This window comes from Halopseudomonas pertucinogena, assembly GCF_014646575.1.
Taxonomy (GTDB): Bacteria; Pseudomonadota; Gammaproteobacteria; order Pseudomonadales; family Pseudomonadaceae; genus Halopseudomonas; species Halopseudomonas pertucinogena.
Window position 1 is genome coordinate 250,621 of sequence record NZ_BMNN01000002.1, and the last position, 19,965, is coordinate 270,585.

Sequence of the window (19,965 nt, forward strand, 5' to 3'; positions counted from 1 at the left end):
ATTGGACGCGCGCTCACCTCTCGCCTTGCAGGCCGCCCGCCACCGGCTCTATGACCTTGGCCTCATCGCTGGCGGGCCGCGGCGCGGTGTCCCAACCCACCAGCAGCAGCGTGGTGACAACACCGAACACCAGCCCCACCCAGGGTTCGAAGAACGCCAGCCCCGCCCCGATCATCAGCACCGCGCCGCGGGAAGCGTTGCTGGTGGGAATGGCCATTGCGATGTAGGCACAGGCGAAGCCGGTCAGCACCAGGGTCAGCGACAGGGCGATGCCCAGCAGCGGCTGCAGCCCGGTCAGCAACGGCAGGATGAAGAACAGGACAGGAATGCCCATGCCGTAATAGGAGATCAGACCGCTGTGCAGGCTGTCCATGGCCTCCCGGCCCTGCTTCCAGCGCTGCACGATGATCACATGCACACCGGTCCACATCGCACCCTGGGTGGGGAAGAAAGGTGCGATGAGCCCCATCAGCCCGTTGCGAATTGCCAGGGATACGTGTGACCGGGTCGGGTTGATCTCGATGTGGTCGTCAGGACGGCTTTTCTGCCCGTCGAGGATCATCTCGTTGCCGGTCACCAGATCACCGAACAGGATGATGTAGGTGATCAGCGCCAGCGGCATGGCCTCGACCATCATGCCGATACTGGGAAAGCCGATGGCGAAGGGCGACATCTTGGCCCACATGTCCGCCACAGGCGGCACCAGAATGCCCCACTGGATGTCATAGCTGACCTCGCCGACCATCGGACCGACGATGGCCGCAACCAGAAAGCCCGGCAGCAACCCCAGCGCGGCGATCAGCGCGACCCAGCGGTATTTCTCCCGCCAGCGCTGCATGGGCAGGGAGAAGGCAAAGATCAGACAGACAGCGCAGGCCAGCCCGGTGGCAATCGGCTGCTGCAGCAGGAAGCGCTCGGCATCATCGATGAAGACACGCTTGAGCGCGGCCAGCGCGGCCCCGAGAATGATCCCGGCCTTCAGGGTTTCCGGCAGCCAGACGATGAACTTCCGACCCAGCCCGGTGACACCCAGAACGAAGAGCAGCAGGGCAAAGTCCAGCGACAGCGCCGCCATTGCCTGCAGACGCAGGGTGGGGTCATCCCCCGCACCGATGGCGAACGCCAGAACCAGCGGCAGCGCTGGCGTCAGCCAGCCGGGCGCGTAGGGCTCGCCGAATATGATCAGCGCGGTGCTGAGAAGAATGGAGTGAATCATCGAGGCCGCAACCGCTTCCTCGAACGTCAGACCGAAGAACATGGTCATCAACGGGATCAGCGACAGGCCGGTGGCAGCGGCAATGAAGATGCCCTGCAGCAGTTCCGGCCAATACAATCGCGTGTGATAGAACGGCAGGCGGAAGGTAAAGGGTCCCCAGCGCCAGCCTGGCAGTTCCGGTCTCGACATGGTCATCTCCTTTGATCTCTTTGTTGTTGGTATTCGCGAGAGTATCAACCGTGGCCCGATGGCGCGCCAGCCGCCTCACCTCATATACATTCCCTGAATATCACCCATTCTGGCGAGCCGGTACGAGGGGGCTGGCCAAGCCACTGAAATGACCTGTTGCGCCTAGTCCATGTGCTTCTGGAAGAACCTTCTCATCTCCCCGAACGCCCGTTCGGCCACCTGCTCGTCATACTGCGCCTGTCCGGGTATGTTGGCAGTGGGGTCGGTAAAGGAGTGCACGGCGTTGCCGTAGCTGACCAGTTGCCAGTCCGACACATTGCCACCACGCATCTCGTTCTCGAAGGCTGCCACCTCTTCCGGCGGGACATAGGGATCTTCGGCGCCGTGCAGCACCAGGATCGGCGAACGGATGGCCCTTGCGGCGCTCGTATCGGGCGTATCGAGATTGCCGTGGAACGAGACCACGCCGGCCAGTTGGGTGCCTGAACGGGCCAGTTCCAGCACCGAGGTGCCACCGAAACAGAAGCCGACGGCGCCAAGGCGGCTGGTGTCGATCAGCCCCGCTGCTTCACGCCGGAAGACCTCAAGGGCAGCATTGGCCCGCTGGCGCATCAGAGCGCGGTCGCCCTTGACCAGCCCGGCAGCGGCGCCGGCTTCCTTTGCGTCGGCGGGGCGTATGTCGCTGCCGTACATGTCGGCGACGAACACCACATAGTCACTGCCAGCGACGCGTGAGGCCTTCTTCGCCGCGTTGTCGGTCACGCCCATCCAGTTGGGGACCATGAGCAGGCCCGGCCGTGGTTCGCTGATCGCGTCGTCGAAGACCAGAGCCCCCTGAAAGGGCTCACCGTCGATCTGGTAATCCACCTGTTTCGTGATCATGTCTGCCTGTACCAGTCCGGCGCAGGCGACCATCGCCAGCGCTGTGAAAAGTCTGTTCATCCGCTTGCTCCCTGTGGCGAGAATGCAAGTGAGAAGGATAGACCATGGGCAACGGACGCGAAGGGGCGGCGGGATAGACGTTGGTGGCATGGCGCGCGTTGCGCGCCAATCGCGGCGAGGTCGCCGCTCCTACCAGTACGGGGCGTGGGATGATTTTTCTGTAGGAGCCCCGACCTCGGGGCGATGGCGGCGGGCACGGTGCGGGTCGGGCCCGGATCAGCCCTTGTTGCCGTGCAGTTTGAGCATGAGTTCGGCTTCGCTGCGGCTCAGACCGCAGGCCTGCATGAGGTCATCGAGGCTGGCGCCCATGCTGACCAGACGGCTGGCCTGGTTGTAGGGCATGGTCTGGACGTCCTGCTGTTCCAAGCGCTGCTGCTTGTTCTCCAGCTGGTTGAGCTTTTCGCGCAGGGCCAGCACCTCCTCACCCATGCGGATATTGCTCTGCTGATACTCGGCGAGCTTCTGCGACAGCTTGTCGATACGCCCGTCGAGCCGCTCCTGCATTGTTATCTGCTGCATGGCCACTCGCCGCTGGGCCATCAGCGCGCCGATCTGGGCGGCTACCAGCACCCCCAGAAACAGCCCCAGCATCAGCAGCAGCGAGCGTTCATCCATGGGCGTCAGATGTCCTGCAGCTCGGCCCACTCATCGTCGGTCATCATCTTTTCCAGATCGACCAGAATCAGCAGCTCGTCATTCTTGTTGCACACGCCCTGAATGAACTTGGCGGATTCATCGGTGCCGACGTTGGGAGCGGTTTCGATTTCGGACTGGCGCAGGTAGACCACCTCGGCGACGCTGTCGACCAGGATGCCGACCACCTGGCGGTCCGCCTCGATGATCACGATGCGGGTCTGCTCGGTGACCTCTGCCGATGGCAGGCCGAAGCGCTGGCGGGTGTCGATGACCGTCACCACGTTGCCGCGCAGGTTGATGATACCCAGCACATAGACGGGCGCACCGGGTACCGGGGCGATATCCGTGTGCCGCAGCACTTCCTGCACCTGCATCACATTGATGCCGTAGGTCTCGTTATCCAGACGGAAGGTCACCCATTGCAAGATGGGATCATCGGTACTCTGCGCAGTGTTGTTCTTCATCCTGTCTCATTCCAGATGGTGTTGTTGCATCCTAAACGGGCGTCAGCATCTTTACCAGTACGCTCAACGCCCGCGCTTGATCATCGCCGCAAGGGCTTCGACATCCAGCAGCGCGCACATGTGTTCGATCACGGTGCCGGCAAGCCAGGGCCGTCTGCCCTGCCCCGAGCGCCATTTGACCTGTTCCGGACGCAGGCGGATCGACTCGCTGACACCATGCACCGCCATGCCCCAGTCATGCCCCTGTACCGAGATGACGAAGCTGATGGTATCGCGCAGTGCCGGCTGGTACCGCTCGGGCATGACCCAGCGGGCGGTATCCAGCACCTTGAGGTTGCCACGCTCGGTGGGCAGCAGGCCGAGAAACCAGTCCGGCTGACCGAACAGCGGGGTGATGGCCCCGTCCAGGCGGTGGATCGACCCCAGGGACACCAGCGGCACCGCCAGCGTCAGCCCACCGACGTCGAACAGCAGGGCTTCGAAGGGCGCGCTGCGCCAGCCCGGCTGCTCCACCGCCGGCGGTTCGGACGGTGGCTGCAGCGCCGCAGCCGGCACCTCGACGGCGACCGGTTCCCGTTCCGGCGCGGGCGCGGAGACCGGCTCCGGCGCTGCGGCTACGCTCTCGGCCAGCGCCAGCTCGGCGGCTGCATCCTGCAGCAACGCATCCAGATAGCACTGGATGGTCTGCTCGGGCACGAAGTGCTGTACGGGCAGTGAATCGCTCATCGATCGTCCTGTATTCGTTGGTTCGCTTTCAGTGTATCGGCCGCCGGCGGGCGGGCATTAGGGCCACAGTCGGATCAGGCTACTTCCCGGCCCCGGGACAGACTCTGCACCAGCAGGTAGCGCAGCAGCGCCCGGTAGGCCAGCACCCCACGGGAGTTGGCCTCCAGCCGCGAAGGCACCACCCCGGCAAGGCTGGCATCACGCAGCTTGGTGTCGATCGGGATGTAGGCCTGCCACAGCTGCTCGCTGTAATCGTTGCGCAGCTTGCGCAGCGTACTGAGGGACGCCTGAGTGCGCCGGTCGAACAGGGTCGGCACGATGGTGAACGGCAGCGCCCGCTTGCGCGAGCGATTGACCATGGTCAGTGTATGCACCATCCGCTCCAGCCCCTTGAGCGCGAGGAATTCGGTCTGCACCGGCACCACCAGCTGCTCGCAGGCGGCCAGCGCGTTGATCATGGACACGCCGAGCAGCGGCGGGCTGTCGATGATGGCGAAGTCGAACCGGCTCTCCAGTTGCTCAAGCGCCCTGGAGATGACCAGCCCGAATCCGCCCTGGGCGGCGGACTGGCGTTCGAGGGTGGCCAGCGAGGTGCTGGACGGCAGCAGGCTGATCTGCTCGTGGGAGGTCTCCAGCAGCAACGCGGCGGCCAGTCCTGCCGGCACCTGCCCCTTGTGCTGGAACAGGTTGAACACGCTGCTGGTCAGCCGGTCCGGGTCATGGCCGAAGTAGCTGGTCATCGAGCCATGGGGGTCAAGATCCACCACCAGCACACGCTTGCCCTGGTCAGCAAGCAGACCGGCAAGCGCTACCGCGGTCGTGGTCTTGCCCACTCCGCCCTTCTGATTGGCTACTGCCCAGACTCTCATTGCACTGCTCCTGAAACTGTTTCGACGACCTCCGCTGCACCCCGTGGCGGGCATCAGCCCGGTCCGGCGCTCTCCGCCGCCTCCGCGCGGGCCTGGCGCATGCTCGGCAGGCTTTCCTGGGAGGCGGGCTGGTGACGATTGTCGGTGTAGCGCGACACCAGCAGCACGACGCGGCGGTTGGCGCGGCGACCCTCTGCCGTACTGTTATCGGCCACCGGCCGATGTTCTCCATAGCCAACCGCTGCCAATCGACCTGCGTCGATGCCTCCGCCGCTGAGCATGCGCACCACGGTGGCGGCGCGGGCGGCGGACAGCTCCCAGTTGGTGGGGTAGACCCGCGAGCGGATCGGCAGGTTGTCGGTGAATCCTTCCACATGGATCGGGTTGTCATAGGGCGCCAGGATCGCGGCAATCCGGTCGATCAGGTCAAAGGCACCGTCCAGCGGCAGCGCATCTCCGCTGGGGAACAGCAGCCCGGAGCTGAGCTCGATCTCTATCCACAGTTCGTTGGCATGCACCCGCAGGTCACCGACGCTGATCAGATCGCCGAAGGCGGCCTGCATGGCCTCGGCAATGCTCTCCAGCGGATCCTGCGTTTCACCTTCACCCTGAGCGGAGCCGCTGCTGCTGGCCGCCTGCAGCGCCTCGGGCGGCTGTGCGACCGTGGTGCGCGGAATGGCCTCGCCCAGCTGGATGGGGTCGATGGTCCGGGGGTTCTGACTGAAGGCGCCCATCAACGACTCGGTGAGCACCTTGTACTTGCCTTCATTGACCGAGGAGATGGAATACATGACCACGAAAAACGCGAACAGCAGGGTGATGAAGTCCGCGTAGGACACCATCCAGCGTTCATTGTCTGCCTGTTCCTCTTCCCGAAGGCGACGCATGCGCTAATCCAGGAAGCCTTCAAGCTTCATTTCGATGGACCGGGGATTTTCCCCCTCGGCAATGGACAGCAGCCCCTCCACCAGCATTTCCTGATACCGGGACTGCTCCTGCACCACCGATTTGAGCTTGGCCGCGACCGGCAGCAGGAACAGGTTGGCCAGGGCAACACCATAGATGGTGGCGACGAAGGCCACCGCGATGCCGCTGCCGAGCATGGACGGATCGGCCAGATTGCCCATGACATGGATCAGCCCCATCACCGCGCCGATGATGCCGATGGTGGGCGAATAGCCGCCCATGCTCTCGTAGACCCGTGCAGCCCGCAGATCCCGGTTCTCCCGGTTGATCAGCTCGACTTCAAGGATGCTGCGCAGGGTATCGGCCTCGCAGCCATCGGCCAGCAGCTGCAGCCCCTTGCGGGCGAACAGGTCCGGCTCCATCTCGGCAACCGCTTCCAGCCCCAGCAGTCCGTCCTTGCGGGCGGTGTTGCTCCAGTTGACGACCTGGCCGATGCCTTCGTTCAGGGGCACCTTCGGCGAGCGGAATACCCAGCCGAACATGCCCAGCGCGCGCTTGAAGATCGGCAGCGGTGTCTGAATGAAGGCCGCGCCCAGGGTGCCGCCGATGACGATCAGCGCGGCGGGGCCATTCATCAGCGCCTGAATGTGCCCGCCCTCCAGATAGTTGCCACCGATGATGGCCACCACCGCCAGCAGCATGCCGATGATGCTGAGGATATCCATCAACCCAGCTCCGTCAGATAGCGGGCAATCTCGTCGAGGTCGTAGACACCGTCGGCAAGATTGGCCTTGACCACCGCCATGGGCATGCCATAGATCACGCAGCTGGCCTCGTCCTGGGCCCAGACGGTACTGCCAGCCTGCTTGAGCATGCGCGCGCCTTCCCGGCCGTCCGCGCCCATGCCGGTGAGCACGATGGCCAGCACCTTGTCCTGGAATGCGCGGGCGGCGGAGCCGAAGGTGACGTCGACACTGGGTTTGTAATTCAGCCGCTCATCGCCGGGCAGGATGCGCACGGCGCCACGGCCGTCGACCATCATCTGCTTGCCGCCCGGGGCCAGCAGCGCCAGTCCTGGGCGCAGCTGGTCCCCGTCCCGGGCTTCTCGCACGCTGATCTGGCAGAGCTTGTCGAGTCGCTCGGCGAAGGCGGTGGTGAAGGCGCCGGGCATATGCTGGATGAGCAGCAAGGGCGCCGGAAAACTGGCCGGCAGACGGGTCAGGATGCGTTGCAGGGCCACCGGTCCGCCGGTGGACGTACCGATGGCAACCAGCTTGCAGCCGCGCTTGCGCGGCGGCGCGCTGCGCCGTGCCGGCGGCTCCGCACTGGCCGGAGCGGGGTCCGGCTGTGGGGTGGCCACTCTGCCCTGCGCCGGCGGCACGGCGGGGGCCGGCGCTGGGGTCGGCACTGCGACGGCCTGGCTCAGACCCAGCGAGCGGCGGTTGCTGCGCGCCAGCGCATGCACCCGCTCACACAGCAGCTGGCGGACCTTGTCCGGATTGCGCGAGATGTCCTCGAAGTTCTTCGGCAGGTAGTCCGCGGCGCCGGCGTCCAGCGCATCCAGACTCACCCGGGCGCCTTCATAGGTCAGCGACGAGAACATCAGCACCGGTGTCGGCTGGCGCTGCATGATCTGACGCACCGCGGTGATGCCATCCATGACCGGCATCTCGTAGTCCATGGTGATGACATCAGGCTGCAGGGCGAGCGTCTGCTCCACCGCTTCCCTGCCGTTGGTCGCGGTGCCTACCACCTTGATCTGCGGGTCCCCGGAGAGGATTTCAGCCACCCGACGGCGAAAGAATCCGGAGTCATCTACCACCAACACCTTGATCAACTGGTTCTCCTAACCACGCCGAGCGTAGCGCCTGAGTAACCCGGGGATGTCCAGAATGAGCGCGATGCGCCCGTCCCCGGTGATGGTCGCACCGGCCATGCCGGCGGTGCCCTGCAGCATGCTGCCCAGCGGCTTGATGACCACCTCTTCCTGGCCGACCAGCTGGTCGACGACAAAGCCGACGCGCTGGGTGCCGACCGACACGATGACCACACTGGCGGAGGCCCGGTCGATCGCCCCGGCCTGGGACGGCACCAGCCAGCGCTTGAGCCAGAACAGCGGCAGCGCCTTGTCCCGTACCAGAATGACTTCCTGACCATCCACCACGTTGGTGCGTGACAGGTCCAGGTTGTAGATCTCGTTGACGTTGACCAGCGGCAGGGCAAAGGCCTGATCGCCGAGCATGACCATCAGCGTCGGCATGATGGCCAGGGTCAGCGGCACCTTGATGGCGATGCGGGTGCCGACACCCTTGGTCGACTCGATGCCGATGGTGCCGTTGAGCTGACTGATGCGGGTGCGGACCACGTCCATGCCGACGCCGCGGCCGGAGACATCCGATACCTCGGTCTTGGTCGAGAAGCCGGGGGCCAGGATCAGGTTGAAGCATTCGGATTCGCTGAGCCGCTCGGCGGCGTCCCGGTCCATCATGCCCTTCTCCACGGCCTTGGCGCGCAGCACTTCGGCATCCATGCCCTTGCCGTCATCGGTGATGGTCAGCAGGATATGGTCGCCCTCCTGACGGGCAGCCAGCACCATGCTGCCGCTGCGCGGCTTGCCGGCGGCCTCGCGCTCGTCGGGCGTCTCGATACCGTGGTCCACCGCATTGCGCACCAGGTGCACCAGCGGGTCGGCCAGCGCCTCGACCAGGTTCTTGTCCAGATCGGTGTCCTCGCCGATCAGCTCGAGGGTGATCTCCTTCTTCAGGCTGCGCGACAGGTCACGCACCACCCGCGGGAATCGGCCGAAGACCTTCTTGATCGGCTGCATGCGGGTCTTCATCACCGAGGCCTGCAGGTCGGCGGTGACCATGTCCAGGTTGGCCACGGCCTTGGCCAGCTCCTCGTCTTCGGTGCTGAGGCCCAGGCGGGTCAGGCGGTTGCGCACCAGCACCAGCTCGCCGACCATGTTCATGATCTCGTCCAGCCGTGCGGTATCGACCCGCACGGTGGTCTCCGCGGCAACAGGCTCACCGCCGGCCTCGGTCTTGCGCTCGACGCGCGCCGGCTTCTTCTCGACCGGGGCGGCAGCAGAGGGTGCCTCGGCAGCCGCTTCGCGGGCCGGTACCGGTGCAGGCGGAGTGGCAGGCGCAGCGGCGGCGGGTGGTGCCGCCACCGGCGCATCGCCGACGCCCGGGGCCTTGCCGGCTCCATGCAGTTCGTCGAGCAGCGACTCGAACTCGTCGTCGGTGATCAGGTCGTCATCGCCGCTGGCGCTCTCCGGTACAGCAGCGGGCGCCGCCCCGGGGCCCTTGCCGGTGCCGTGGAGCTGGTCCAGCAGGGCTTCGAATTCATCATCGGTTATCTCGTCGGAGGAAGACGCCGCATCGTCATCCTGCCCGTCGCCCTGGTCCTGCTCGGGCAGCACATGCAACGCCTCGAGCAGCAGCTCGAACTCGTCATCGGTAATATCGCCGGGTTCCGAGTCGCTCTCTGCCGGCGCTTGTACCGTATCGATAACGGGAGCGCTCTCAGCGGCCGGTGCGGCATCTGCGGCGGGCTCGGCGAGCGCTGCGAGGGCTTCGAGCAACTGCGGATCGGCGGGGGTAGGCTGTTCGCCCTCGCGCACCTGGGCGAACATGCCATTGATGCTGTCCAGCGCCTGGAGGACCACGTCCATCAGCTCGGCATCGACCTGACGCTCGCCCTTGCGCAGGATGTCGAAGACGTTTTCGGCAATGTGACAGCAGGCAACCAGCGGATCGAGCTGAAGAAACCCCGCCCCGCCCTTGACCGTGTGGAAGCCACGGAAAATGGCATTGAGCAGGTCGGCATCGCTGGGACGGTTTTCCAGATCTACCAGCTGTTCCGACAGCAACTCCAGTATTTCCCCGGCCTCGACCAGGAAATCCTGAAGAATTTCTTCATCCGCTTCAAAGCTCATTTGCCACTCCCTCAGAACCCCAGACTGGACAGCAGGTCGTCGACCTCATCCTGCCCCGACACAACGTCATCCCTCTTATCGGCATGAATCTGCGGACCTTCACCCTTTGATGCGGTTTTTTTATCCGTCGGCGCCGGCAGCTCGTGTTCGATGCCGGCAATGCGGTCGACCTGACCGGCCATGCGCACCAGATTCAGCAGGCTCTCTTCCACGTCGTGGACCAGCGTGATGACCCGCTTGATCACCTGCCCGGTCAGGTCCTGATAGTCCTGGGCCATGAGGATGTCATTGAGGTTGCGCGAGACCTCCTCGCTCTGCTGCTCGCTGCGCTGGAGGAAGGCCTGAATGTTGCGCGACAGTTCGCGGAACTCCTCTGCGCTCAGCTCGCGGCGTTGCAGCCGTTGCCATTCGGCCCGCAGGGCAGCGGCCTCCCTGCCCATTTCGGCGACCACCGGGGCACTGTTCTCGACCAGGTCCATGGTCCGGTTGGCGGCCTTGTCGGTCAGCCGCACCACGTAGTCCAGGCGGTCGGAAGCGTCGGCGATCTTGGAATGCTCGGCACTGTCGGAGCCGAACGAGCGCGCTGTATCCAGCTGAAAACTGATGATCGAGTTGTGCAGTGCGCGGGCGAGCTTACCGACCTCGTAATAGAGGCCGCGGTCCCGGGCCTGGTTGATCTCGTGGATCACCATCACCGCTTCCCGGTAATCACCCTCTTCCAGGTAATCCACCAGCTTGCGGGCGTTGCTCTTGAGTGAATGCTCGAATTCCTCGGCGGTCGTCTGACCGGGATTACCACTCAGTACCATGTCTGCCCCCGGTTTCACCTGGCGTCGATCCTTTCGAAGACCTTCTCGATCTTCTCCTTGAGCGCCTGGGCGGTGAACGGTTTGACCACATAACCGTTGACCCCCGCCTGGGCTGCCTCGATGATCTGGTCGCGCTTGGCTTCCGCGGTGACCATCAGTACCGGCAGGTGCTTCAGGCGCTCGTCCGCACGCACCGCGCGCAGCAGCTCGATCCCGCTCATGCCCGGCATGTTCCAGTCGGTCACCAGGAAGTCGAAGTTGCCGCTCTGCAGCATCGGCAGTGCGCTGGTGCCGTCATCCGCCTCGGCGGTATTGGTGAAGCCAAGGTCGCGCAGCAGATTCTTGATGATGCGCCTCATCGTCGAGAAATCGTCGACGATGAGAATTTTCATGTTCTTGTCCAATTAGACCTCCGTACAGACCTGAAGGAGTGCATCCATGGTGCACTCCACGAAACTGCCGCATGACCAGCAAAGGGATTGCAAAAAATCAGTTGTCGAGCCAGTCCGCCATGCGTGCTCGCAGACGTGCGGCGCACTGGCTGTGCAGCTGACTGACCCTGGACTCGCTGACGCCGAGAACGGCGCCAATCTCCTTGAGATTCATTTCTTCGTCGTAATACAGCGAGAGCACCAGCTGCTCGCGTTCCGGCAGCCGCTCTATCGCTTCGGCAAGCGCTTGGCGAAAACGTACATCCTGCAACCCCTCGAAGGGCTCCTCGTCGGTACCCAGCTCTCCCGGCGCGCCCCCTTCGAGCAGATCATCGAAGCTGAACAGCTTGCTGCCGGCGGTATCGTTGAGAATCGCGTAATAGTCCTCGAGGCTCATCTCCAGTTCGGCAGCAACCTCGTGATCTTTAGCATCACGGCCAAGACGGGCTTCAACCGTGCGGATGGCACCGGAGACAAGACGGGTATTGCGATGGACCGAGCGGGGGGCCCAGTCGCCCTTGCGCACATCGTCCAGCATGGCTCCGCGGATACGGATGCCGGCATAGGTCTCGAAACTCGCCCCCTTGCCGTGATCGAATTTGCGCGAGGCTTCCAGCAGGCCGATCATGCCGGCCTGGATCAGGTCATCGACCTGCACGCTGGACGGCAGGCGCGCCAGCATGTGATAGGCGATGCGTTTGACCAGCGGAGCGTATTCCTCCACCAGCCGATCCTGCGCGCTGGCAGCTCCCGCTGCCCGGGCGTAGGTGTTGGCGCCGCTTGAAACACTGCTCATCAGTCGTTCCCGGTCCGTTGTACCAGCCGTTCGATGAAGAATTCGAGGTGACCCCTGGGGGTGGTCGGCAATGGCCAGGCGTCGACCTTGCGGGCGATGGTGCGCATGGCCAGCGACATCTTGCTGCGCGGGTAGAGATCGAAGTTGGCACGCTGCTTCTGGGCCGCCTTGCGTACCGACTCGTCGTAGGGCAAGGCCCCTACATACTGCAGGGCGACGTCAAGGAAGCGGTCGGACACCTGCAGCAGCTTGTTGAAGACGTTGTGCCCCTCCTGGGGGCTGTGAACCATGTTGGCCAGCACCCGGAAACGGGTTACGCCATGGTCGCGGCTGAGCAGCTTGATGAGGGCGTAGGCATCGGTGATCGAGGTGGGCTCGTCACATACCACTACCACCACCTCCTGAGCAGCCCGGACGAAGCTGACAACCGAGTCGCCGATCCCCGCTGCGGTGTCGATCAGCAGCACATCCAGCTCGTCGCCGATGTCACTGAACGCCTGAATCAGACCGGCATGCTCGCGCGCCCCGAGATTGACCATTTCCGCGGCCCCGGAAGCGGCCGGCACGATGCGGATGCCACCCGGCCCGGTGACCAGCACATCACGCAGTGAACAGTTGCCGGCGAGCACGTCGGCAATGGTGGCATTGGGCCGCAGGCCCAGCTGGACATCCACGTTGGCCAATCCGAGGTCGGCATCCATCAGCACGACCCGGCGGCCAAGCTCGGCCAGCGCCAGGGCAAGGTTGACCGAGACATTGGTCTTGCCCACGCCGCCCTTGCCGCCGGTGACTGCGATTACCTGAACCGATTGATTGCCCATCTATCTTTTGCCCTTGATCTGATCATCACGGAGTCGCTGGAAGACACCAGCACTCGCCGGTTTTCCAGTGTGCCCCTAACCTGCGCGCTGAGAGTGGAGTATACCGGCAAATACGTCCGCCATGGTCTGGTCCTCGGCCATCTCGTTGCCCACCAGACCTACGGCACGACTGACCAGCTGGTGGCCGACACCGCGGGAAATGTCGTCGGGAATGCGCTGGCCATCTGCTATATAGGCTACCGGCAGACGCTGCTCCATGGCCAGCCCGATTGCCTCACCGAGACTGCCGGCTTCGTCGACCTTGGTCAGGATGCAGCCGGCCAGGTCGCAGCTGCGGTAATTGTGCCAGGCGGCCTTGAGTACCCGGTACTGGCTGGTGGCGGCCAGCACCAGCAGGGTACGCAGCCGCGCACCCTGGGCCGCCAGCTCCGCCAGCTGACCACGCAGCTGCGGGTCACGAGCCTGCAGGCCGGCGGTATCGACCAGTACCAGACGCTTGCCAGCGAACTCGTCCAGCACATCCTGCAGGCTGTTCTGCTCGTCGACCACGCGCACCGGCACATTGAGGATGCGACCAAGGGTACGCAGCTGCTCGTGGGCACCGATACGGAAGGTGTCCATGGTCACCAGCGCCACATGCTGGCTGCCGTGCTTGAGCACGTAACGGGCCGCCAGCTTGCCGAGGGTGGTGGTCTTGCCGGCGCCGGTCGGGCCGACCAGGGCAATCACTCCACCCTCGTCGATCAGCTCCTCGCGCATCACCGGGATACCCTGGGCCAGGTGGGCCAGCAGCATGCGCCAGGCCTGGCGGGGCTCGGTCACCTCTTCCACCCGGGCGAGCAGATCCTTGCACAGCTCCGGCGGCAGGCCCAGCTGCACCAGCCGGCGCCAGAGACTGGCCTGGCGCGGCTGGGTACGGCTGACCTGGCCCCAGGCGAGCCCGCCCAGCTGGGATTCCAGCAGATCCCGCAGACCGGCGATTTCGGAACGCATGTCATCCAGATTGTCCATACCTGCCGGCGCAGCATTCCGGGAGTCCGGCGCAACAGCGGCCGGCGCCGCCGGAGCTGCTGCTTCGCTGTTGAGGCGGTCCAGCAGATCGCGCGCCACCGGCGAGCCCTGTTCGGCGGCCTGACGCATGCTGTCACCGAACAGCTGGCGGTTGACGCTGGGGCCCTCGCTGGGACGCTCGCCGGCCTGCAGGCTGGCGCGGGCGCTGAGAATGCGCTCCTGGGTCTTCTTCAGCTCGGTATCCAGGCCGGGGGTCGGCGGCGTCAGGCGCGGCGCTTCATAGTCCAGCGCAGCGGTCAGCTCGATACCACCGGCCACCCGGCGGTTGGCGATGATGGAGGCTTCCGGGCCCATTTCATCGCGCACCAGTTTCATGGCAGAGCGCATATCCGCTGCAAAAAAACGCTTCACTCTCATGGCCTGACCTCACCTGTTAATCAATTCTGTCCGACAGTGGCAACGATGGTGACCTGCTTGCTGTCCGGAATTTCCTGGTACGACAAGACATTGGCGCCGGGGGCGGCGTAGCGCACGAACTTCGCCATCATGTTGCGAATCGGCCCTGCCACCAGCAGGATGGCCGGCTTGCCCTGCATTTCCTGACGCTGAACCATGTCCGCCAGCGAACGTTGCAGTTTCTCCGCCATGCCCGGTTCCAGAAGAATGCCGTCATCGTTGCCCTGTCCGGCCTTCTGCATGCTCTGAAGCAATATCTGTTCCAGTTTCGGGTCAAGGGTGATCACAGGCAGCTCCGCCTCAAGCCCCACGAGGCTCTGGACGATGGAACGGGACAGCGCGATGCGCACCGCCGAAATCAGCGCGCCGGTATCTTGACTCTTGCCCGACTGGTTGGCGATGGCCTCGGCAATGGTCCGGATGTCGCGCACCGGCACCTGCTCCTGCAACAGCCCCTGCAGCACCTTGAGCAGGCCGGACAGGGAAATGATGCCTGGCACCAGCTCCTCGGCCAGCTTCGGCGAGGCCTTGGCCAGCACCTTGAGCAGCTGCTGAACCTCCTCGTGTCCCAGCAGCTCATGGGAATGCTTGAACAGGATCTGATTCAGGTGGGTGGCCACCACGGTGCTGACATCCACCACGGTATAGCCCAGCGACTGGGCCTGGTCCTTCTGGCCCGGGTCGATCCAGACCGCATCCAGGCCGAAGGCCGGGTCCTTCCCGGGGATGCCCTTGATCTCGCCGAACACCTGGCCGGGGTTGATCGCCAGTTCCCGATCGGCATACACCTCGGCCTCGGCTACCCCCACGCCCATCAGGGTGATGCGGTAGACGTTGGGCGCCAGGTCCAGATTGTCGCGGATATGCACCGAAGGCATGAGAAAGCCCAGATCCTGGGACAGCTTCTTGCGGATACCCTTGATCCGCGCCAGCAACTGACCGCCCTGGCTGCGGTCCACCAGCGGGATCAGCCGATAGCCGACCTCCAGCCCGACCATGTCCACCGGGGTCACGTCATCCCAGCCCAGCTCGCGGTTTTCCGGGCGCTGCAGCGCCGGCAGCTGCGCCTTCTGCTCTTCGGCGGCCTTCTCCTCGGCGGCCTTGATCTTCTGGCGCTGGGCAATGAACCAGGCACCCCCGGCGGCCAGCGCGCCCAGACTGATGAAGGACAGGTGCGGCATGCCGGGAATGAGCCCCATGATGACCAGGATAGCGGCAGCAATACCCAGCGCCTTGGGCGAGGCGAACATCTGGCGCTTGACCTGCGAGCCCATGTCCTCGGAGGTGGACACCCGGGTCACCATGATCGCCGCGGCGGTTGACAGCAGCAGCGAGGGAATCTGCGCCACCAGACCGTCACCGATGGTCAGCAACACATAGATGTGCCCGGCTTCGGTGAAGCTGAGACCGTGCTGCCCCATGCCGATGGCCAGACCACCGATGACGTTGATGAACAGAATCAGCAGACCGGCGACAGCGTCGCCGCGCACGAACTTGCTGGCACCATCCATGGAGCCGTAGAAGTCCGCCTCCTGGGCAACTTCCAGACGCCGGCGCTTGGCCTCGTCCTGATCGATCAGCCCGGCGTTGAGGTCCGCGTCGATAGCCATCTGCTTGCCGGGCATGGCATCCAGGGTGAAGCGGGCACTGACCTCGGAAATCCGCCCCGCACCCTTGGTCACCACCACAAAGTTGATGACCATCAGGATGATGAACACCACCAGACCGACAACGAAGCTGCCGCCGACCACCACCTCGCCGAAGGCCTGGATCACCTTGCCGGCGGCTTCCGGCCCCTCGTGACCGTAGAGCAGCACCACCCGGGTGGACGCCACGTTCAGCGCCAGTCGCAGCAGAGTGGCAACCAGCAGCACGGTGGGGAAGGCGGCAAAGTCCAGGGGACGCAACGCATAGGCGCAGACCAGCAGTACTACCAGCGACAGGGCAATATTGAAGGTGAAGAAGACATCCAGCAGAAAAGGCGGAATCGGCAGCATCATCATGCCGAGCATGGCCAGCAGCAGGATCGGCACACCAAGACTGCCATGGCGCAATCCGGCGAGGCCGCTGCGCATGTTGGTCAATATCTGATTCGGATTGGCGGCCATGTTACGAGAGGTCCCTGAAACAATTAATTGACGTATAAGTTCCACTACGGAGTGTCAAAGCAAGAACTGTTCCACAAATCTGGCGGATGAATCCGCGCGCACGGCAGGATTGCCGTAACATCGCCGGAGTGACCGACCCGAGTAGTTCTCATTCCTGTGAGATTCACATGCGCGCCATCCCCGTACTGCTTCTGACGACCTGTCTGGCTGGTTGCGCTGGGCTGCAAGGCGGCCTTTCCGGCGCCAATGACGCTGCCGGCCCGCTCCACGACGAAGCGGAACGCCTGCTGGATCAGGCCCGCATCGATCCGCTTACCGACTTCCTTCAGCGGCATGCCAGCCACTCCCGGGACCGCGATTACCAGCGCATCGCCCGGGAGCGGGACAGTCGCTGCCGGGCGATCGGCACCCGCTACGCCAGACAGCCAGCCAGCATCGAAACCCTGAATATGTTGCGCCGCGGTTACGCCCGTTCCTGCCCGGAGCAGGTGGAAGCCTTCGCCCGCCGGGTAGCGAGCCGTCCCGCTGAGCCGGAAACCGAATCGACGCGCACTCCCATTGCGGCGCAAGCTCAGCCCGAGCGGTCGCCCGTGGCGCCCGGCACCGGCGATTGCTATCTGCTGTACGCCATCCGCAACTATCAGCAGGGCATCCCCGCCTGTGAATCCGCAGCCGCCACCGGCGATCCCAAGGCCCAGCACCACCTTGCGACCATGCTGCGCAACCACTCCCCTGCAGATTCACTGCGCTGGGCCCGTCAATCCGCTGACCGCGGCCACGCACCGGGACAATTGCTGCTGGCCGAACTCTACCAGCAGGGCCAGGGGGTGGAAGCCGACCCGGCCCGCGCGCTCGAGCTGCTTGAGGCTGCGGCCCGGCAGGGTCTGGCCGAGGCCCAGTATCAGACCGGGATGGCCTGGCTGGAGGGCGTGGGTACCGAAGCCGACGCGGAGATGGCGCTGCGCTGGCTCGAGCGCTCAGCGGGGCAGGATGAAACCCGCGCCCAGCTGCAGCTGGCAAAGATGTATTTCGGCGTATCCGGGCCGCAGCAGGCCGCCGCACGCCAGTGGCTTCGCCGAGCAGCCAGCCGAGGCTCGGCCAGCGCCCAGTACCAGCTCGGCATGAGCTATCTCGAAGGTACCGGCGGGCCTGCCGATCCGCTTGAGGCCTACGTCTGGCTGAGCCATGCGCTGCTCAACGGGGAGCGCCGGGCGGCGGCCGGGGTGGAACAGCTCGCCGGCCAACTCAGCGCCCGCCAGCTGGAGATTGCCCGCCAGCGGATCAACGATGGCACCCAGGGGCGCTACTGAGGAATCCCATGCGCGGACGCAAGAGCTCCATCATGCTGGTCCTGCTGTTGCTGGTGGCGCTGTTCATCGCCGGCATGTGGCTGATATCGGGGTTGAACCTGAACTTCGCCCAGCAGGCGATGAGCGAGCAGCGCCAGCGCCAGATTGCTGACACCTTCCACGCCAACCTCGCGCGGATCAACGCCCATCACTTCATGATGGAGCGCAACACCGCGGCGCTGGCGCGCACCGGCGAGTTCCTGCTGCGCCAGCACCGCCAGCTCAGTCCGACCGGACTGGCGGAGCTGGAAAACAACATCGCCGCCATCGTCAGAGACCTGCCGGACGTGCACGGGGGCAGCATCCTGTTTCATCCGGGCAGCTACCGCCCTACCCCCTTCGCGATTGTCGCCCACCACGAGCAGGCAGGGTTGCAGGTCAGCAGTCAGAGCAGCGATTTTGCCAACCAGCCCTGGTACCGCAGTACCAGCGAGGCGCTGCGCCGGCAGCCGGGTCCCGGTCGCCCGTTCCACTGGAGCGCCGCCTATTACAAGCCGCAGATCGAGGAGGTGGTGATCAGCATCAGCACTCCCCTGCGCGATGCCCGGAACCGCCATGCCGGGCTGGCCGTCATCGACTGGCGCGCCGATGAGATCATCCGGCTGGTCAGTGGCGTACGCGTCACGCCAGGCACTTTCGCCTTCCTGCTCGATCGCGAGAACCGCAACCTGTCGAGCCTGGCCGAAGCCAACGATGAAGACCGGGCACAGCGCCTGATGGAAAGGATCATCGGCCTGCAGCTGCAGCGCAGCGGGGAGCCCGGCATGCCGCCACCGGAGCTGCTGCAGCACTACCCGGCCTCGCCCATGCAGAACCGCCGGATCCTGGTCGATGATGCCGAATATGCCCTGTTCCACGCCCCCACCGACGCAGGCCTGGTCTTCGGCATCGGTATCCCCCAGGCGGAGATCGACGCCGTGCTGGCGCCCATGCGCGCCAGCAACATGCGCATCGTTCTGGGCGCGGTCGGCATCATGCTCCTGCTGTCAGGATTGTTTCTGTATCTGGTAGCCAATATCCTGCGCCAGCTCAACAGCCTCTACACCGACGCCATGACCGGCCTGCCGAACAGGGAGAAACTGCTGCTGGATCTGCGCCGGGATCGCCCGGCCACCCTGATCCTGCTGAACATCGACGCCTTTCGCGAGATCAATGACTTCTACGGCAGCGCCTGTGGCGACCATGTGATCCGCGAGGTGGCCGCCGCGCTGTCTGCTCATCTGGCGCGCTCCGCCCAGGGCGAGCGGGCCACGCTCTATCACATGCACGCCGACGAGATGGCCGTGCTGTTGCCGCTGCCCGCACATCCCAACCAGTTCACCCAGTGGTTGGAAAGCCTGCACGGCTGCATCGGCTCGCTGGCAGTGGAATGGCAGGATCAGCCCATTCCCCTGCAGGCAACCCTGGGGCTCGCCGCCACCCGCCAGCATGGCAATGCGCGGCTGAGCAGCGACCAGCTGGTGGCTTCGGCCAATATCGCCGTCAAGACGGCCCGCCTGCAGAAGCTCAACTACCTAATCCATGACCCGTCCCACGGGCTGCGCAAGACCTACGAGCAGAATCTGATCTGGGCCAACCGTCTGCGCCAGGCACTGGATGAGGAGCGGATCGTGCCCTGGTTCCAGCCTATCCTGAACCTGCGCACCGGCCAGGTGGAGAAGCACGAATGTCTGGTACGGATGCTGGATGAGGAAGGCGAACCGGTCAGTCCGGCGACCTTCCTGCCGGTGGCGCGCAAGATCCGACTGTACCGGATGATTACCCGGAGCATGGTGGACCAGTGCCTTGCCCGTTTCGCCGAGGGCCGGCAGCAGTTCTCGCTGAACCTGTCCTGCGATGACCTGCTGGACGAAGAGCTGAGCGATTACATTCTCTCGCGGCTGCGCAACCGCCAGCTGGCCGAACGGGTCACCTTCGAGATCCTCGAGTCCGAGGGCATCGAGAACTACCGGCAGGTGCGCGCGTTCATCGATCGGGCCAAGGCGCTGGGCTGCCGCATCGCCATCGATGATTTCGGAACCGGGTACTCCAACTTCGAGCATCTGATGCGGCTGGATGTCGACCTGATCAAGATCGACGGCTCGCTGATCAAGCGGCTGGACCGGGACCCCACCGCCCGGGTGCTGACCGAGGGCATTGTTCGCTTCGCCGGAGAGCTGGGCCTGCAGACCGTGGCGGAGTTCGTCCACAGCGAGGCGATTCTGCGCCAGGTCCAGGCCCTGGAGATCGACTTTGCCCAGGGCGCCTATATCGGCATGCCCAGGCCCCAGCCGATATAAACCGAACTTTGCCGTCG

At 64.6% G+C, this 19,965-nt stretch carries 18 protein-coding genes; 2 read left to right on the forward strand and 16 right to left on the reverse strand.

The window, feature by feature from the left end; translation table 11 throughout:
* Positions 1 to 13: 13 nt before the first annotated feature.
* The 16 genes from IEW63_RS06300 to flhA form a co-directional block, all read right to left on the reverse strand.
* Positions 14 to 1,405 carry a hypothetical protein gene (locus IEW63_RS06300; protein WP_188635759.1) on the reverse strand — a complete coding sequence of 464 codons (1,392 nt, stop codon included), beginning with the start codon at positions 1,403 to 1,405 and terminating at the stop codon, positions 14 to 16.
* Between the two features lie 162 nt (positions 1,406 to 1,567).
* Entirely contained in the window at positions 1,568 to 2,347 is a 780-nt protein-coding gene (locus tag IEW63_RS06305) for a dienelactone hydrolase family protein (RefSeq protein WP_188635760.1), read from the reverse strand.
* A gap of 216 nt (positions 2,348 to 2,563) precedes the next feature.
* Entirely contained in the window at positions 2,564 to 2,962 is a 399-nt protein-coding gene (locus IEW63_RS06310) for a DUF2802 domain-containing protein (protein ID WP_188635761.1), read from the reverse strand.
* A gap of 5 nt (positions 2,963 to 2,967) precedes the next feature.
* Positions 2,968 to 3,447 carry a chemotaxis protein CheW gene (locus tag IEW63_RS06315; RefSeq protein WP_188635762.1) on the reverse strand — a complete coding sequence of 160 codons (480 nt, stop codon included), beginning with the start codon at positions 3,445 to 3,447 and terminating at the stop codon, positions 2,968 to 2,970.
* A gap of 63 nt (positions 3,448 to 3,510) precedes the next feature.
* Positions 3,511 to 4,173: a CheW domain-containing protein gene (locus tag IEW63_RS06320; RefSeq protein ID WP_188635763.1), complete on the reverse strand. Its 663-nt coding sequence runs from the start codon at positions 4,171 to 4,173 to the stop codon at positions 3,511 to 3,513.
* Between the two features lie 74 nt (positions 4,174 to 4,247).
* A complete protein-coding gene (locus IEW63_RS06325) occupies positions 4,248 to 5,042 on the reverse strand; it encodes a ParA family protein (RefSeq protein ID WP_188635764.1) in 795 nt (264 codons plus the stop codon).
* Positions 5,043 to 5,095: 53 nt separating this feature from the next.
* A complete protein-coding gene (gene motD / locus IEW63_RS06330) occupies positions 5,096 to 5,929 on the reverse strand; it encodes a flagellar motor protein MotD (protein ID WP_188635765.1) in 834 nt (277 codons plus the stop codon).
* 3 nt (positions 5,930 to 5,932) lie between these two features.
* Positions 5,933 to 6,673: a flagellar motor protein gene (locus tag IEW63_RS06335; RefSeq protein ID WP_188635766.1), complete on the reverse strand. Its 741-nt coding sequence runs from the start codon at positions 6,671 to 6,673 to the stop codon at positions 5,933 to 5,935.
* On the reverse strand, positions 6,673 to 7,785 hold the full coding sequence (locus IEW63_RS06340) for a protein-glutamate methylesterase/protein-glutamine glutaminase (RefSeq protein WP_188635767.1): 1,113 nt from the start codon (positions 7,783 to 7,785) through the stop codon (positions 6,673 to 6,675). The genes IEW63_RS06335 and IEW63_RS06340 overlap by 1 nt, the downstream gene beginning before the upstream one ends.
* 9 nt (positions 7,786 to 7,794) lie before the next feature.
* Positions 7,795 to 9,888, reverse strand: a complete 2,094-nt coding sequence (locus tag IEW63_RS06345; RefSeq protein WP_188635768.1) for a chemotaxis protein CheA — start codon at positions 9,886 to 9,888, stop codon at positions 7,795 to 7,797.
* 11 nt (positions 9,889 to 9,899) lie between these two features.
* Positions 9,900 to 10,697, reverse strand: coding sequence for a protein phosphatase CheZ (locus IEW63_RS06350; RefSeq protein ID WP_188636063.1), 798 nt, complete (start codon positions 10,695 to 10,697; stop codon positions 9,900 to 9,902).
* Positions 10,698 to 10,711: 14 nt separating this feature from the next.
* Positions 10,712 to 11,089, reverse strand: a complete 378-nt coding sequence (locus IEW63_RS06355; RefSeq protein ID WP_188635769.1) for a chemotaxis response regulator CheY — start codon at positions 11,087 to 11,089, stop codon at positions 10,712 to 10,714.
* 97 nt (positions 11,090 to 11,186) lie between these two features.
* Positions 11,187 to 11,924, reverse strand: coding sequence for an RNA polymerase sigma factor FliA (locus tag IEW63_RS06360; protein ID WP_188635770.1), 738 nt, complete (start codon positions 11,922 to 11,924; stop codon positions 11,187 to 11,189).
* Positions 11,924 to 12,745, reverse strand: coding sequence for a MinD/ParA family protein (locus IEW63_RS06365; protein WP_188635771.1), 822 nt, complete (start codon positions 12,743 to 12,745; stop codon positions 11,924 to 11,926). The genes IEW63_RS06360 and IEW63_RS06365 overlap by 1 nt, the downstream gene beginning before the upstream one ends.
* 75 nt (positions 12,746 to 12,820) lie before the next feature.
* Positions 12,821 to 14,173: a flagellar biosynthesis GTPase FlhF gene (gene flhF, locus IEW63_RS06370; protein WP_188635772.1), complete on the reverse strand. Its 1,353-nt coding sequence runs from the start codon at positions 14,171 to 14,173 to the stop codon at positions 12,821 to 12,823.
* A gap of 20 nt (positions 14,174 to 14,193) precedes the next feature.
* Complete coding sequence (flhA, locus tag IEW63_RS06375; RefSeq protein ID WP_188635773.1) at positions 14,194 to 16,320, reverse strand: flagellar biosynthesis protein FlhA; 2,127 nt, start codon at positions 16,318 to 16,320, stop codon at positions 14,194 to 14,196.
* 167 nt (positions 16,321 to 16,487) lie between these two features.
* Here flhA and IEW63_RS06380 point away from each other — a divergent pair, with 167 nt between their 5' ends.
* The gene (locus tag IEW63_RS06380; RefSeq protein WP_188635774.1) at positions 16,488 to 17,630 is read left to right on the forward strand and encodes a tetratricopeptide repeat protein; all 1,143 of its coding nucleotides are present in this window, start codon (positions 16,488 to 16,490) and stop codon (positions 17,628 to 17,630) included.
* Between the two features lie 8 nt (positions 17,631 to 17,638).
* Positions 17,639 to 19,948, forward strand: a complete 2,310-nt coding sequence (locus IEW63_RS06385) for an EAL domain-containing protein (protein ID WP_188635775.1) — start codon at positions 17,639 to 17,641, stop codon at positions 19,946 to 19,948.
* The last annotated feature ends 17 nt before the right edge of the window (positions 19,949 to 19,965 follow it).